Origin of the sequence: Enterobacter vonholyi (assembly GCF_008364555.1) — a bacterium.
GTDB classification, from domain to species: domain Bacteria; phylum Pseudomonadota; class Gammaproteobacteria; order Enterobacterales; family Enterobacteriaceae; genus Enterobacter; species Enterobacter vonholyi.
The window spans coordinates 783,792-797,560 of the sequence record NZ_VTUC01000006.1; the positions used below are offsets into that span (position 1 = coordinate 783,792).

Annotated in this window: 20 protein-coding genes and 1 pseudogene; 14 read left to right on the forward strand and 7 right to left on the reverse strand. The window is 53.5% G+C overall.

The genetic code is table 11. The annotated features are described in order from the left end of the window. The 4 genes from F0319_RS12440 to F0319_RS12455 all read right to left on the reverse strand — a co-directional run bounded on the left by F0319_RS12440 (position 1) and on the right by F0319_RS12455 (position 2,474). Positions 1-690 (reverse strand): replication protein P, encoded by a 690-nt coding sequence (locus F0319_RS12440; RefSeq protein WP_149367085.1) that lies wholly within the window; start codon positions 688-690, stop codon positions 1-3. Beyond that, positions 687-1,595: a replication protein gene (locus F0319_RS12445; protein WP_149367086.1), complete on the reverse strand. Its 909-nt coding sequence runs from the start codon at positions 1,593-1,595 to the stop codon at positions 687-689. The genes F0319_RS12440 and F0319_RS12445 overlap by 4 nt, the downstream gene beginning before the upstream one ends. A gap of 85 nt (positions 1,596-1,680) precedes the next feature. Further along, positions 1,681-2,223: a toxin YdaT domain-containing protein gene (locus tag F0319_RS12450; protein WP_149367087.1), complete on the reverse strand. Its 543-nt coding sequence runs from the start codon at positions 2,221-2,223 to the stop codon at positions 1,681-1,683. 17 nt (positions 2,224-2,240) lie between these two features. Then, the gene (locus F0319_RS12455; RefSeq protein ID WP_149367088.1) at positions 2,241-2,474 is read right to left on the reverse strand and encodes a helix-turn-helix domain-containing protein; all 234 of its coding nucleotides are present in this window, start codon (positions 2,472-2,474) and stop codon (positions 2,241-2,243) included. 41 nt (positions 2,475-2,515) lie between these two features. On the opposite strand from F0319_RS12455, the gene F0319_RS12460 reads away from it, so the two are divergent. Then, positions 2,516-3,268: a LexA family protein gene (locus F0319_RS12460; RefSeq protein ID WP_149367089.1), complete on the forward strand. Its 753-nt coding sequence runs from the start codon at positions 2,516-2,518 to the stop codon at positions 3,266-3,268. A 688-nt stretch (positions 3,269-3,956) separates the two neighbouring features. Here the strand turns inward: F0319_RS12460 and ghoS are convergent. After that, the gene (gene ghoS, locus F0319_RS12465; RefSeq protein WP_149367090.1) at positions 3,957-4,238 is read right to left on the reverse strand and encodes a type V toxin-antitoxin system endoribonuclease antitoxin GhoS; all 282 of its coding nucleotides are present in this window, start codon (positions 4,236-4,238) and stop codon (positions 3,957-3,959) included. A gap of 378 nt (positions 4,239-4,616) precedes the next feature. Between ghoS and F0319_RS12470 the strand changes: the two genes are divergently transcribed. The 12 genes and pseudogenes from F0319_RS12470 (at position 4,617) to F0319_RS12520 (ending at position 10,617) form a co-directional block, all read left to right on the forward strand. Beyond that, complete coding sequence (locus tag F0319_RS12470) at positions 4,617-4,814, forward strand: DUF1482 family protein (protein WP_028013595.1); 198 nt, start codon at positions 4,617-4,619, stop codon at positions 4,812-4,814. Positions 4,815-4,886: 72 nt separating this feature from the next. Continuing rightward, on the forward strand, positions 4,887-5,171 hold the full coding sequence (gene gamL, locus F0319_RS12475) for a host nuclease inhibitor GamL (RefSeq protein ID WP_047727210.1): 285 nt from the start codon (positions 4,887-4,889) through the stop codon (positions 5,169-5,171). A gap of 17 nt (positions 5,172-5,188) precedes the next feature. Further along, positions 5,189-6,034, forward strand: coding sequence for a phage recombination protein Bet (gene bet / locus F0319_RS12480; protein WP_149367091.1), 846 nt, complete (start codon positions 5,189-5,191; stop codon positions 6,032-6,034). Further along, positions 6,031-6,711 (forward strand): lambda exonuclease family protein, encoded by a 681-nt coding sequence (locus F0319_RS12485; protein ID WP_149367092.1) that lies wholly within the window; start codon positions 6,031-6,033, stop codon positions 6,709-6,711. Before bet ends, F0319_RS12485 begins: the two co-directional genes overlap by 4 nt. Beyond that, on the forward strand, positions 6,708-7,136 hold the full coding sequence (locus F0319_RS12490; protein WP_058648106.1) for a hypothetical protein: 429 nt from the start codon (positions 6,708-6,710) through the stop codon (positions 7,134-7,136). The genes F0319_RS12485 and F0319_RS12490 overlap by 4 nt, the downstream gene beginning before the upstream one ends. Next, positions 7,133-7,285: a DUF1317 family protein gene (locus F0319_RS12495; RefSeq protein ID WP_022651071.1), complete on the forward strand. Its 153-nt coding sequence runs from the start codon at positions 7,133-7,135 to the stop codon at positions 7,283-7,285. The genes F0319_RS12490 and F0319_RS12495 overlap by 4 nt, the downstream gene beginning before the upstream one ends. After that, positions 7,282-8,613: pseudogene (locus F0319_RS12500) on the forward strand (DNA cytosine methyltransferase); the annotation flags it as partial. The gene F0319_RS12495 and the pseudogene F0319_RS12500, both read left to right, overlap by 4 nt. A 36-nt stretch (positions 8,614-8,649) precedes the next feature. Next, entirely contained in the window at positions 8,650-9,252 is a 603-nt protein-coding gene (locus tag F0319_RS22630) for a phage N-6-adenine-methyltransferase (RefSeq protein WP_338070382.1), read from the forward strand. Positions 9,253-9,370: 118 nt separating this feature from the next. Next, positions 9,371-9,592 carry a TraR/DksA family transcriptional regulator gene (locus tag F0319_RS12505; RefSeq protein ID WP_149367094.1) on the forward strand — a complete coding sequence of 74 codons (222 nt, stop codon included), beginning with the start codon at positions 9,371-9,373 and terminating at the stop codon, positions 9,590-9,592. Next, the gene (locus F0319_RS12510; protein ID WP_240168091.1) at positions 9,589-10,161 is read left to right on the forward strand and encodes an ASCH domain-containing protein; all 573 of its coding nucleotides are present in this window, start codon (positions 9,589-9,591) and stop codon (positions 10,159-10,161) included. The genes F0319_RS12505 and F0319_RS12510 overlap by 4 nt, the downstream gene beginning before the upstream one ends. Then, positions 10,139-10,378: a DUF4222 domain-containing protein gene (locus F0319_RS12515; protein ID WP_149367095.1), complete on the forward strand. Its 240-nt coding sequence runs from the start codon at positions 10,139-10,141 to the stop codon at positions 10,376-10,378. Before F0319_RS12510 ends, F0319_RS12515 begins: the two co-directional genes overlap by 23 nt. 8 nt (positions 10,379-10,386) lie before the next feature. After that, positions 10,387-10,617 (forward strand): hypothetical protein, encoded by a 231-nt coding sequence (locus tag F0319_RS12520; RefSeq protein ID WP_149367096.1) that lies wholly within the window; start codon positions 10,387-10,389, stop codon positions 10,615-10,617. A gap of 302 nt (positions 10,618-10,919) precedes the next feature. Here the strand turns inward: F0319_RS12520 and F0319_RS12530 are convergent, their stop codons facing one another. Next, entirely contained in the window at positions 10,920-12,101 is a 1,182-nt protein-coding gene (locus F0319_RS12530; RefSeq protein ID WP_149367097.1) for a tyrosine-type recombinase/integrase, read from the reverse strand. A gap of 302 nt (positions 12,102-12,403) precedes the next feature. Between F0319_RS12530 and yciA the strand changes: the two genes are divergently transcribed. Next, the gene (yciA, locus tag F0319_RS12535; protein ID WP_008502796.1) at positions 12,404-12,799 is read left to right on the forward strand and encodes an acyl-CoA thioester hydrolase YciA; all 396 of its coding nucleotides are present in this window, start codon (positions 12,404-12,406) and stop codon (positions 12,797-12,799) included. Between the two features lie 38 nt (positions 12,800-12,837). Here yciA and tonB read toward each other — a convergent pair whose 3' ends face one another. After that, positions 12,838-13,560 (reverse strand): TonB system transport protein TonB, encoded by a 723-nt coding sequence (gene tonB, locus F0319_RS12540; protein ID WP_111965936.1) that lies wholly within the window; start codon positions 13,558-13,560, stop codon positions 12,838-12,840. Positions 13,561-13,769 lie beyond the last annotated feature (209 nt).

Below are 13,769 nucleotides of genomic sequence, written 5' to 3' on the forward strand. Positions count from 1 at the left end.
TCACACCATCCCGTTCGACTTATTGCGGTTGTACTTCGCCTGAAGCAGTTGGATCGGCGTCGGCCCGTGCTCGGCTTCCGGTGCTGCAATTGCCCGGCGAACCGGCGGTACTGGCTTACCCTCGGTTACGCGCTTCTCCCACATGTCCAGCAGATCGCCAGCCTCGCGCGCCAGCTCACCATGAGTCAACTGGCGCTCTGTGCTGCGGTGGCGTAGTTCTACGCAGATGTGGTACATAACCGGCTGCGACCAGGGGAATTGCTCACTGGAGGTGAATTCGAACGAACGGTTGCGCCAGTCCCAGTATTCGGCGATCACCTGATCAACGGTGATACCCAGCGCGCCGCCACTCTGTTTGCACCATGCGACGAACTGGCCCGGCGACGGCAGGAATGGGCGCTCCTGGCGGCGGGCAATGCGCATACCGGAATCGACCTGAGCCATGGTGTGGATCCCGTTCTCCTGAAACGCCAGCAACCACTGACGGCGGAATTCGTTCAGGTCGTCCTGGGTGCGGAAGTTCGCCATGCTGGCCGGGAACGCGGCGCGCAGTTCGTTGAACAGCTTGTTGAATACCTGCGCTACCTGTTCGACCGGCGCGCGCTCCTGGTACTGCTCTGGCAGGTTATTGGCCATGCGGCTCATCTGCTCGCGATCGTGGTTACGCATCTGCTCTGCAAGAGATTTCATCGAATCACCCCGTAGACCCAGTCAGTGTTGTTGAAATCCAAATCCGGCTTAGCGGCACGCTGCTCACCTCCGGCGTTGCGCTGCAATGTCAGCTTGTCCCACTGCTTGCGTAGGCTTTCCGGGCTCAGGATGTTAGTCTGCCAGAAGTGGTGTTTGCTGGCCCAGTCGTACAGCGCGCAGATGTCCTGGTGCGACCGGATGTCTATCTGGCGCATCAGGCGAACGGTGTTAGACCAGGAGGTCATGTCTGGGGCTTTGCAGGTTGGGTTAATCTGCTTCACCCTGGCAGATATCCACTGGGCGGTTTTGAGGTCTTCAGCAGAGCCCCACTTCGCACCGGATGGTGTGTAAATCGCAGCTTCAGGATGAGCTGATAAAAATCTCTTCAGACGTGCGTCAGAGGATTCGCCAGAATTCTCGGACGAAGATCTTTTAATACTGTTCTTGTTCTTGTATTGGGTGTCTACCGTTTTCGGGAAGGTTATTCCTGATTTCGGGAAGGATTTTCCCGTTTTCGGGAATTTTCTTCCCGTTTCCGGTTTGTCTAAAATCCAGGCTGAAAGGTCAGTATTTACACCGACGATTTTCATCATGCCCTGCTTCTGAGAGATGATGATTTTGCGTTCTGCGAGAGACTTAAGCGCGTCCGATACATGGGTATCGCTCAGGCCCGTAAGCTCAGCAATAACCGTGTTTGTCACGCGGTCCTGTTTCTTGTTCCAGCCGTAGGTAAGCCAGATCACCGCCTCAAAACATTGCCATTCCCGGCCTGACAGTCTCAGGCGAGGCTTAAGCTGTTGAATCTCGTTAGCGACCTTGGTATACCCGTTCGACAGGTCGGCCATACGACCTCCCGGTTGTTCTGTTTTGTTTGGGAAATTGATAATTTCAGCGGTGTTTGACATACTTACTCCTGCAAAGAGTCCAAACGATTTGCACCAGAAAGTCGGTTCTGTTCGCGCAGACCGGCTTTCGCCATTTCTGTAGTTCTCACATAACCCCCAACATCGAAGTGACCATAGCCATCAGCGGCGCGGTCAGGTCCGGGTCGACACGGAACATCTCTACAATCCCCTCACTGAGTTCCTTGAGCTTCTGGTGACGCGGGGCGTTCATCGCAACGGCCACTTTCGCCTCGCTCGTTTGCTTCTCAAGTCGCGCTAGGCGGGACATAAAGCTGTCTTCTGGAAGAAGGCGGTGGCGGTACTCCAGAGGCAGGACGGCCATGATTGCCGGTGTCAGCTGGCGAACGTTCTCGCGGTACTGTTCAGAGTCGAAACGGTTATCGAGGAAGCGAAACAGCTTCTGGCGCGCCCGGCTGATGTCTTCCGGGAAGCTTATGGCGGCCCCGCCCTGCTCCCGGTATTCGTTGATGATCAGCGCTGACACCACGTCTTGATTGTCCAGCGCCGATGACCATGCCCGGACCGCATCGCGGATCTTTTCGTGTTCTGGTGCCGCCTTAGGTTGAGCGCGGTTTATCATCGCTCCCGGGTGTATTCCGGTATTGTGTTGATACGCAAGTGAATGCATTGCTTTCCCTTTCGTGGTTAGGCCGCAGTATCACGCGGCGATGCGAATACCAGGCTTTCTTTTAGGACCGGAGCCTGGCGGTGAAAATTCATCGTGGCTTTCTCGATAGCAGATGCCATTTCTGGAGATGCCCGGCGATTTCCGTAGGCGATCTGGTCCAGGTAACCTGGCGTCGTGTTAGCCAACTTTGCGAGCTGCGCCCATTCGTCGGTAGTGGCGGCCTTGCGCCAGCGGTGTAGTTCAGTACTCATTGGTGTCTCCGGGTGAGTCGTTTGATTTGGAGTTTAGCGTTATGCTAAATGCTACGCAAGCATCATTTAGCAATTTGCACATTTATCATTTTGCTAAAAGCAGTAACAATGCAGGTATGGAAAATAAAGAAATCAGAAAAGCCAACCTGGAAGCGCTGTACGAGAAGCGTCAGCACGAGTCTGGAATGACCAAGGCGCAGTTCGCCGAGCTCATCGAGACAAGTCCGGCTGCGCTTAGCCAGCTACTGGGACCAAACCCTCATCGTAATATCGGCGATAAGATGGCTCGCAAAATTGAAACTGCGCTTGATCTGCCTTTTGGCTGGATGGATGTTTTACACGCCAGTGAAGAACCTTCGAACGTTGCATTTCGAGGTCTGAACGAGACAAAAGGAAGTTATCCTGTAATCAGCTGGGTAAGCGCGGGCCAATGGATGGAAGCTGTAGAACCTTATCACCGAAGAGCGATTGATCGCTGGTATGACACTACCGTTGTCTGCTCAGACGATTCATTCTGGCTGGACGTTAAAGGGGATTCTATGACCTCCCCTGCCGGGCTGAGTATTCCAGAGGGGGCTGCGATACTTGTTGATCCTGAAGTCGAACCTCGCAACGGGAAACTGGTTGTCGCGAAGCTCGAAGGCGATAACGAAGCGACCTTTAAGAAGCTTGTAATCGATGCAGGCAGGCGCTTTCTTAAGCCTCTTAACCCCGCATATCCAATGATAGAGGTTAATGGCAACTGCAAGATTATCGGCGTTGTGGTTGATGCCAAGATACTGAACATTCCATAACCTCACGCAAAATCCTCACAAGCCCGCCATCGCGCGGGCTTTTTTTCGCTCTGAATTCGTGCCCTGTAAATTTTTAATCGCTTATTAATCAATACGCTAAATAAAAAACACCAACAATTTAGCATTTTGCTATTGCACATAATTTAGCATCACGCTAAATTTACCCCATCGAAACGAAACATCGACAGCTGAGCGAAGTTAGCCAGCGGCGGACAGCAAGTCGCCTGCTTTTTAACAACATGCAGATTTACAGCGTCAATGACCTGTTAAAACCCCTACACGTAAACGTGCTGTATCACCGGGTGCGATCCGGTCGGTGAGAGAGTATCCCCGCGCGAGAGCGAGAACGGCGTGAGAATGGGCAACACTGGCAGGGAGTTGGCGCTGATTCAACTTAGAGGAGTGATTCCAATGAAGCACTAAAGCGGATAGACCGCACCTTGATGCCTGCTCAGGCAGCGTGACGACGGCGTTCATACGGTCGGGTTCCCACGGCGGCGTAGTGAGGGAAAGGAAGCGTAAAGCATCACTGAGTTACCGATTAGCGCCCGGTTAACGCGTAAACAGCTTCGAAAGGTGACCGGGCAACCGGCGCTGGCCACTGCGAGAGTGTGGAGTGGTTTCTGAGAATTGCTTTGTTGTAAATGGTGGCTTATTAGCCACCATGCAGTATGAAATTCTGACTCAATTATCTGGGATAGAGATAACTATCCCATTCAGTGAATGCACACACAAATACAGATGCTGGTTTGCTAGAAAGTAAATCTGCAATGGCACTCACCTGTGATCGTACATCCTGAGCACTACCGGTGCTTTCTCCCGTATATGTTCCATTTGGTAGCTCAAAGACTTTCCTGTTTTCATCAAGTACGTCCTTACTGAATCCGGACTTTTCCATTTCTTCGTACAGTTTTTCATAAGATTGGTAATCGGCATCAAACAGCTCAACTCTAACCAAATATCTCGTCATTTGACTCCCTCATTTTTACTTTTGAAACAGCAATGTAACCCATTTTAAATATGCAAAAAGAGAAGAATGTCACGTCCAGTTTTAGTTCCATTTTCACACGCTGATGCGACTTTTTCATACCTCAGTCGCTTTACCGAGGCGGCTTAGTTATGACAACCGGCGGCCATCCACCGTCCAATGAAACACAGAAAAATGCGTTGAAGTCTTGTATTAACAGTTCCGTTCGCCGCGATAAGGCCAAGAGGAAATCATGGTAAATCAGCAGCAGATCAGAGAGGCCCAACGGCTCGCGTCGTTTGCGGTACTCCATCGCAATGCTCCGGCGTGGGAAGAAGCAAAGCGCCTTTACGCCGTCGCCATCGGGAGGACTCTTCACTGATGGAAACTTTATTCGCACTTGTCCTGACCGTGGCAATGACGAACGGTGATTATCAGGACGTCATTCTCGGCGTTTACGACAGCCAGCAGGAATGCAGTCAGGCAGCTACAGAGCAGAAAGTGTCAGCTGAGTGCTGGCCGGTAGAAAGCATCCTCCGCAACGGCGAGTTCCCGGCGAAATCCATCGCGCAGCAGTAACCACCCTATTCAACCGATCGGCCTGGCTAAAAGCGGGCGGGATCTGCACATCCAAATTTCAGGAGTTCAGCCATGAACGCATACCTCACTTACGACCGCATCGAAGATCGGCGCTGGGTTGAGCAGCAGCTCACCGACGAGAAAGAGAAGTGGATCGACGACCGGGCACAGAAAATCATCGACATGATGCCAAAAGAGCCGTCCGGCCTCTTCCACTTCACGGTCCCGATTGACTCCAGCCCATACGAAGGACTTCGCAGCGATAAAGCTGGCGAGGCTTACAACGATTTCATTTCGGCAGTTGCTTACGCCCAGGCGGAATACGACTGGGAACACCGTACCGGCTGCCCGTTTTAATTTTGAGGGGATTAACGATGGCAAACGAATTAACAATCACAGCAACGTCGCTTCAGGAGATAGGCGTCGACGTCTCCACCTGGAGCGCGCTGAAGAACAGCATCTACCCTGGCGCCAAAGACGAATCGGTAATGATGGCGCTTGACTACTGCCGCGCCCGCCAGTTGGACCCGTTGCTCAAACCTGTTCACCTCGTGCCGATGAGCGTCAAAGACTCAAGAACGGGTAAAAGCGAATGGCGCGACGTGGTAATGCCGGGCATCGGGCTTTACCGCATTCAGGCGGACCGCTCAGGTGATTATGCCGGTGCCCGCGAACCAGAGTTCGGTCCAGACACGACGCAGACGCTTTCTGGTGTTGAGGTCAGCTTCCCTCAGTGGTGCAAATACACCGTCTACAAGCGCATGCCCAGCGGGGAGATCGTCGAGTTCAGCGCCAAAGAATATTGGATTGAAAACTACGCCACCGGCGGCCGCGACACCACGGCGCCGAACGCGATGTGGAAAAAGCGCCCATACGGACAGCTGGCGAAATGCGCAGAAGCCCAGGCGTTGCGAAAGGCCTGGCCTGAGATTGGACAGCAGCCTACCGCAGAAGAAATGGAAGGCAAATCACTGGACGTAGATATCCGTGACGTCACGCCGCGCAGCACCACAGAAGCGCTTTCACCAGCAGCAAGCGAAGAAACGCTTCAGGCGATAACCGATCTCTTAACGACACTGGATAAAGACTGGGAGAAAGACTTCCTTCCACTGTGCAGCGACATCTTCAAACGGCAAATTCTTGAGGCGTCAGAACTCACTGAAGAAGAGGCGCAGAAAGGGTTTGGCTTCCTTCAGAAAAGGGCTAAGGCGGCAGCATGACACCAGAAATTATCCTTGCCCGGACCGGCATTGACGTAACCACTATCCAACAGGGCGATGAGGCGTGGCACCGGCTGCGCCTTGGTGTTATCACCGCCTCTGAAGTGCACAACGTCATTTCCAAGCCGCGCTCCGGAACCAAATGGACGGGCATGAAGATGTCCTACTTCCACACCCTACTCGCCGAAGTATGCACCGGCGTCGCGCCAGAGGTTAACGCCAAGGCGCTGGCCTGGGGCAAGCAGTATGAAGAAGACGCCCGCACCCTCTTCGAGTTCACCACGGACGTGAAAGTCACGGAGTCTCCGATCCTGTTCCGTGACGAGAGCATGCGCACCGCGTGCTCCCCTGACGGCCTGTGCAGTAACGGATTCGGCCTTGAGCTTAAGTGCCCTTTCACCTCTCGCGATTTCATGAAATTCCGCCTTGGCGGTTTCGAAGCCATCAAGTCTGCGTACATGGCCCAGGTGCAGTACAGCATGTGGGTTACCGGAAAAGATGCCTGGTTCTTTGCCAACTACGACCCGCGCATGAAGCGCGAAGGTATTCACCACGTCGTCGTTGAGCGGGATCCGCAGTACATGACCGATTTCAACGAAATGGTGCCTGAGTTCATTGAGAAGATGGACGAGGCGCTGGCAGAGATCGGCTTCACGTTCGGGGAACAGTGGAAATGAAACGCACACCCTTCTATCGCAGGCCCGGGCGAACCGGGCAATTCTCCGGCCTCCGCGAACGCGTTATCTGGATGATTCAGACGCGTGGCCGCCCGGTAACCGGTAGCGAAATCGCTGAGAAGTTTGGCGTAACCCTGATTGAGTTTAACCGGGTAGCCAACGGCATAACTCGAGGCTCCGGACAGATAGCGCAGATCGTTGAGTCGGAAAAGTGGATCAACGAGGACGGCATCTGCGACCGGACTTTCGACCTCGTCACGAAGCCAAAGGTCATTACACCACAGGGTAAATCGCGGCTGTTCACCCGGCGCGCCATTGAACAATCGCAGGAAGGTAGACGGCAGGAGTGCATTGCGCGTGCCGCCCGCCGTCGCCGCCTGATTGCTCAGGGCCTCTACATCGACGAAATGGAGTCCATCCTATGACTCACGCTCACGACGACATCAGGGTTGGCACACTGCGCCTCCCCTTCATTGGTAACGGCTGGCTAATGCCATGGGGTGAAGTGGTAAGCAATCCATTAAAGGCGCAGCGGCTCGCTGAGGAATATCGGGAAAGGCAGGAGGCGGCATGAGATACGGAAGCGTGTGCAGCGGCATCGAAGCTGCCAGTAAAGCGTGGGAACCTCTCGACTGGAAACCTGCCTGGTTCTCTGAAATCGAACCATTCCCATCCTCAGTCCTCGCCCATCACTGGCCGGAAGTAACCAACCTCGGCGACATGACCAAAATCGCCGATGCGGTCCGCGCTGGTGATGTCGAAGCGCCTGATGTTCTGGTCGGTGGTACGCCCTGCCAGGCATTCAGCATCGCCGGCTTACGCGAAGGCCTGTCTGACGACCGCGGGCAATTAACTCTTTCTTACGTGGAATTAGCCAATGCAATCGACACAAAGCGCCGCGAACGCGGTGAACCAGAATCAATCATCGTCTGGGAAAACGTCCCCGGCGTGCTCAGCAGCAAAGACAATGCCTTCGGGTGCTTTCTGGCAGGACTTGCCGGAGAAAGCAGTGAGTTGCAGCCAGCAGGGGGAAAATGGACGCACGCAGGTTGTGTGTCTGGACCAGAAAGGTTTATTGCCTGGCGCGTCCTTGATGCTCAATTTTTCGGAGTGGCCCAACGACGCCGCCGTGTGTTCGTTGTCGCAAGTGCTCGAAAAGGATTCGATCCCGCAGCGGTACTTTTTGAGCTCGACAGCATGCGCCGGGATTCTGCGCCGCGCCGAGAATCGCAACCGGAAATTGCCAGAGATGCTGGAGAGCGCACTAAAGTCGGTAGTCACTGGGATAACCCAACAAACCCTCACCCAACCCTAAATCAGTCCAACAATATTGGCGGAATCGGCGCCAGTAATCAGGAATTGTTCAGCCAGCGCGGTTCCGGGCTCGTATCAGATTCTTACTCTGATGTTTCCCGAACTCTTCTTGCAAAAGAAAACGACAGCACTGCCGAGGATTTGGAAACTTATGTCGTTCATGGAACTCAAGATCCAGACATTAACCGAGAACTTGCGCACACACTCGGGCGCAACAACGGGCAAGAAAACGCCTGCATTGCATTTAGCTACAAAGATAATGGAGCTGATGTGACGTCAGATCTGTCACCAACGATTCGCGCAGGCAACCACGATAAAAGCCATGCTAACAGCGGCCAACCCCCTGCCATCTGCATCCAACATGCTTCTATCGGTCGTCACGATGCAACTGGCCCTCAGGGCAAAGGTTATCAGGAAGATGTGGCTTTCACTCAGGATTCTCGCTCATCCGCTGACGTCGTTCAGTACGGAATGCAGGTTCGCCGCCTAACACCGATTGAGTGCGAGCGCCTTCAGGGCTTTCCTGATAATCACACTCTGATCGGCTGGCGCGGGAAGGATGCTGATGAATGCCCGGACGGGCCACGCTATAAAGCCATCGGAAATAGCATGGCAGTTCCGGTCATGCGCTGGATTGGTGAGCGCATCGCCGCAGCGCTGCCAGCAGAGAAGTTGAATGGTGATTATGGCGGAAGTAAAACACCGCTCGACCAGCGTGACCTCTGGCGCACTCCACCAGCCATCTTCGTTTCCCTTGATGCTGAGTTTTGCTTCCAACTGGATGCCGCCGCAGCGCCGCATAACGCGCTGTGCCGGAAGTTCATCACAGTCGAGCAGAACACGCTGGAAACGCCCTGGGCTGATTACCTGAGAATTCCCGGCTACGTCTGGCTGAACCCACCTTATAGCGACATCACGCCGTTCGTGAAAAAGGCCGCTGCCGAGAGCGCCAATCAGATTGGCACGGTCATGCTGGTACCGGCAGACACTTCGGTTGGCTGGTTTAGGGAGGCCATCCAGACCGCCAGCGAAGTTCGCTTCATCACCGCCGGTCGGCTGGCATTTATCAACCCGATCACCGGTAAGCCCGTCAGCGGAAACAACAAGGGCTCAATGCTCATCATCTGGCGACCGTACCCGCGCACACACTGCCACTTCGCAACTGTGGACCGGGACGAGCTGATGGCTTTCGGGGCGAAACTTCTCGCCCGTCGGGAGGCCGCATGACGCCAGACACAGAAAACGCCAGTATCAAGGCACTAATCACCAGGTCGCTAAAGCGGCCTTTTTTATTGCTGGCGTTCACCTTCAACCGAATTAACCGACAATTCCGGGAGCATTGAAAATGGCCGATATCATCGATACAGCAGCAGAGATTGAAGAGCTTCAGCGTAACGCTGCCCTTTCAGCTCACCGTCTTAACCGCAACGCCATATCAGCTGAGCGTTGTGAAGAATGCGACGAACCAATTCCCGAGCCGCGGCGCGCGGCCGTTCCCGGCTGCCAGACGTGCGCGGATTGCCAGGGTGTTATCGAGTTAAGGAATAAGCAGAGGGGGATCCAGTGAAAGAGCGCGGAATGATTTTTAACGGCGAGATGGTGCGCGCCATTCTCGATGGCGGCAAGACGCAGACGCGGCGGCCAGTGAAGGTCCCACACATTGATAGAGATGCAATGTGCGAATTATCTGGTAATGAATTGGCTGGTGAGTTATCGGCGGGAAATTACAGAAACAGCCCACACGGTAAACTAGGCGATCGTATCTGGGTGCGGGAGACTTGGGCACGCTACAACATCGACCAGGATAGCCACGATATGGCTTACCGAGCTACGCCACCTGGAGACTGGCCGGAAGAAGGAAGATGGCGTCCATCAATTCACATGCCGCGCTGGGCCAGTCGCCTAATGCTGGAAATTACCGGTGTGCGAGTTGAGCGATTGCAGGCCATTACCCTTGGGGATATCTGTAAGGAAATCGGCTGCGGTCTTTACGACTTCCGCCCTGCCACTTATGGCTTTCAGGTGTGGGAAGATCTGTGGAAGTCGATCTACGGGGAAGAAAACTGGCAGGCGAACCCATGGGTCTGGGTAATCGAATTTAAGGTGGTTCCCAATGTTCAGGATAATCCAGCCTAATACCTGGTACGCCGATCCCCACGGCGCGCCCTGCAAAATCCTCCGAGCTACCCACGAAGTAATCCACTACATCCGCAACGGTCGCACCTGCATCGCCAGCATGGGCCGCTTTCAGCATGAATTCGAGCCGCTGACCAAAGCACAGGCTGAGCGGATCGCCGAAGAAATCGAAACATCAGAACACCTGAAGAAGCTGCGTGCCCAGCGCGCAGCCTAAGGAGAACTATGAGCACCATTCAGGACATCCGAAACCAGCTATCAACCCTGGTCACCGAGGCGCACAAAGTTGCGTGCTCCCTCGATATTGGTGATGAGCGAACCGAGGCTTTCGAGCTATACGAAGCGCTTCGTCGACTTCAGCGCCAGGGTGCAGCTGGTGAAATCCTTTCCGCAACTAACCCACTTCTCGCATCACCATATTACGACGAGGACTGGGACGAAGATGAATACGACTGACGCAACTGATAGCCAGTTATGAGCTGGCTATTGGGTGCGAAAGCACTGCAACGTCATCCCTTTTGCCCGGCCCAGCGCCGGGCTTCTTTTTGCCTGGAGAACACAGATGAATGACAGCATCCTGGTTACAAGCGAAATCCTTGCCCGTTACAAAATTTCCCGCAGCACGCTCTATTTCTGGAGCACACCAGAACGCATGCCATCCTGCTTTTCTTGCCCGTTCCCGAAACCAACCATACCAGGGAACCCTAAGCGGTGGCGCGAATCGGAAATTAAGTCATGGGAGGATAAAGTCAATTTCACTAAAGGGGATATCCAATAACCTCCTGCAGGTGCTTCTGCCAGATATCCAGCCATTCATGCTGATCGTCCATATAGTCATGAAGGTTGTATCTGGCCATCACCCCTCCCATCTGGTGTCCGAGCAGCTTTTCTATAACGTGTGGCGGAGCGCCAAGCTCGGACAGGCGCGTGGCCACCGTTCGCCTCAAGTCATGCAATGACCACTCCTTCATCCCGTTCCTGCGTACAACCTGCATAGAGTATGTCGAGACTAAGGTCTGGCCCGGCGGCACATCTTCTTTATCTCGGAATTGGGCAGGTGTAAGAACGTGTTTAGTTATTGATCCGCGTTGGTGCTCCTGCAGAAGGCGGATCGCCGTATCTGGCAGCGCACGACGGATAGTTTTTCCGGTCTTATAATCCTCTGCTGGCACTGTCCAGGTCCTTTCTTTGAAATCGAACCAGTCCCATCGAGATTTTCTAATTTCTGCAGCACGACAGCCTGTCAGGATCATGAACCTGATAACCAGTTGTTGTGAGGGTGGAAGAGAGAAAAGAGTATCCCACACCTGCTTCAGCTCACTATCTGATAGCTTCCTTTCCTTCATTTTGGCAGCGATCCCAACATCTGACCGCCGCAGCGATTCAAGAGGGTTGTTTTTGATAACCCCCCTGTTGTGACAGAACCGGAAAGCACGCTTGGTCAGGGACAGCATCTCGCCTGATATAACACTTCTTCCCATCGCATCAAAAACTTCAAGCCAGTTGGCCTTCACTGTCTGGTCGACGATAGCCTTTCCGATACGGGGGCTGATGTGCTTCCTGAAACTCTTGCCATTAGCATCAATTTTGATGAGCCCCTCCGGGATGCAGTAATGCTTCACCCAATAGTCATAAGCCTCATCAACTGTCAGCGCTTCTATTCTTTCAGCTTTCTCTACCAAAACTTTCTGTCGAGGGTCATACCCCTCACTCAACCACGCCCTGAACTGCTGCCTTCTGTCTCGTGCTTGTGACAAAGAAATGGTTGGATATTCTCCGATGCTTAGCTGCACAGGCTTTCCCTGCCAGCGATACCGATAGAAGAATGTGATCGAACCGGTTATGCTTAGACGCACGTTAAGGCCGTTTGAGTCGGAGATAACCTCAACCTTCTCTCTGCGCTTTCCCAGCGATTTTCGTAACTTAGTATCTGTGAGCATCGTGTACACTCCCTGGTGATGTACGCAGAAGTGTACACAAATCATTTAAATTGCATCCATTCAAATTAAAACACGTTAAATCACTATAAACAGGAAAGTCAGGCGGGGTGCAGCTTAGCTGGCTTTAGATTAAATCATAATAAAGCGCACTAAATTGCAAACAGACAAGAAAGTATTCCTCAGGACGACAAGCACTGATTAATGACTGACCAGAACGTCAGCGACAGGCGTTCTGGTCTATTCTCTCCGCTGTAAAATCATAGTAGCATCCCGCCTGAAGTCTTCCGTTACGAGTTAAAACAATGACAACAACTAACGCCCCGCAGGGCGAACTGGTTTTACGCACACTGGCAATGCCCGCTGACACCAATGCCAATGGCGATATTTTTGGCGGCTGGCTGATGTCGCAGATGGATATGGGCGGCGCAATTCTGGCAAAAGAGATCGCCCACGGGCGCGTGGTGACTGTGCGAGTGGACGGCATGACCTTCCTGCGCCCGGTTGCGGTAGGTGATGTGGTTTGCTGCTATGCGCGCTGCGTCAAACGCGGCAATACCTCTATTTCAATTAACATCGAAGTGTGGGTTAAGAAAGTCTCTTCTGAGCCGATTGGGCAGCGTTATAAGGCCACTGAGGCCCTGTTTATTTATGTCGCCGTGGACAGCGAGGGTAAACCTCGTCAACTTCCGCAGGCCTGATCGACGAGTAAAAAAAAGCCTCCTTTCGGAGGCTTTTTTTATTCCATCTGCGCCCCGCCGTTCAGGCGGAAAACGATATTCACAATCAATCCGCTGCCCGGCTTGCCTGGCTCATAACGCCATCTGCGCATTGCAGATTTCACTTCGCGCTCAAACATATTAGAAGGCTGAGCGGACAAGATTTCCACGTTATCCACTCGGCCATCCGCAGTCACGTCAAATTTCACCCTTACGCGGCCTTCAATACGCAAGGCCTGAGCTCGCGCCGGATACTGAGGCTGGTTGCGGCTTACGGCACGCGGGCCCGCTGGCGCGCTAACCGTTGGCTTTGGTGTCGTTGCCGTATTGTTCATCACTGGACGTGAAGGCGCTGCATTTTCAACCGGCTGGGTCGCACGCGGTTCAACCGGACGTTCCTCACGTTTCGGACGCTCCTCGACCTTCTTCACCGGCTTTGGCTTCGGCTTAGGTTTTGGCTTCGGTTCAGGCTTGTGGATCACCACCGGCGCTTCCTTCGGTGGCTCCGGAACAGGCTCGGGTTCTGGCTCAGGTTCAGCCACCGGCTGTGGCGGCGGAGGGGCAACCTGCGGCGGTTCGAGATCCGCTGGCGATACCATCGTTACCGAAATCGGCTGCGCGGGCGCGGGCATTTCAATAACCTGATGAACCGAGGTATACAGCAAACCCGCCACAACGGCACCGTGAATCACGACAGAAAGCAGCGTCGGCCAGGGAAAGCGGCGAGGTAAATCAAGGGTCATCGAAGTCATATTCATCAACGTTAAAAAACCGAACCATGATTTTAAATGCAAATAGCAATCATATTCAATAAGACACTTTGTTCTGGGGCAACTTTAGCGCCTGAGAGGCCAAAAAAGGCGCAGTCAGATCAGGGTATTAACATTGTTTTTATTTTACATTGCAGTCGTTTGCCCTTTCACATAACGTAACTGACACTTTTACCGGTTAA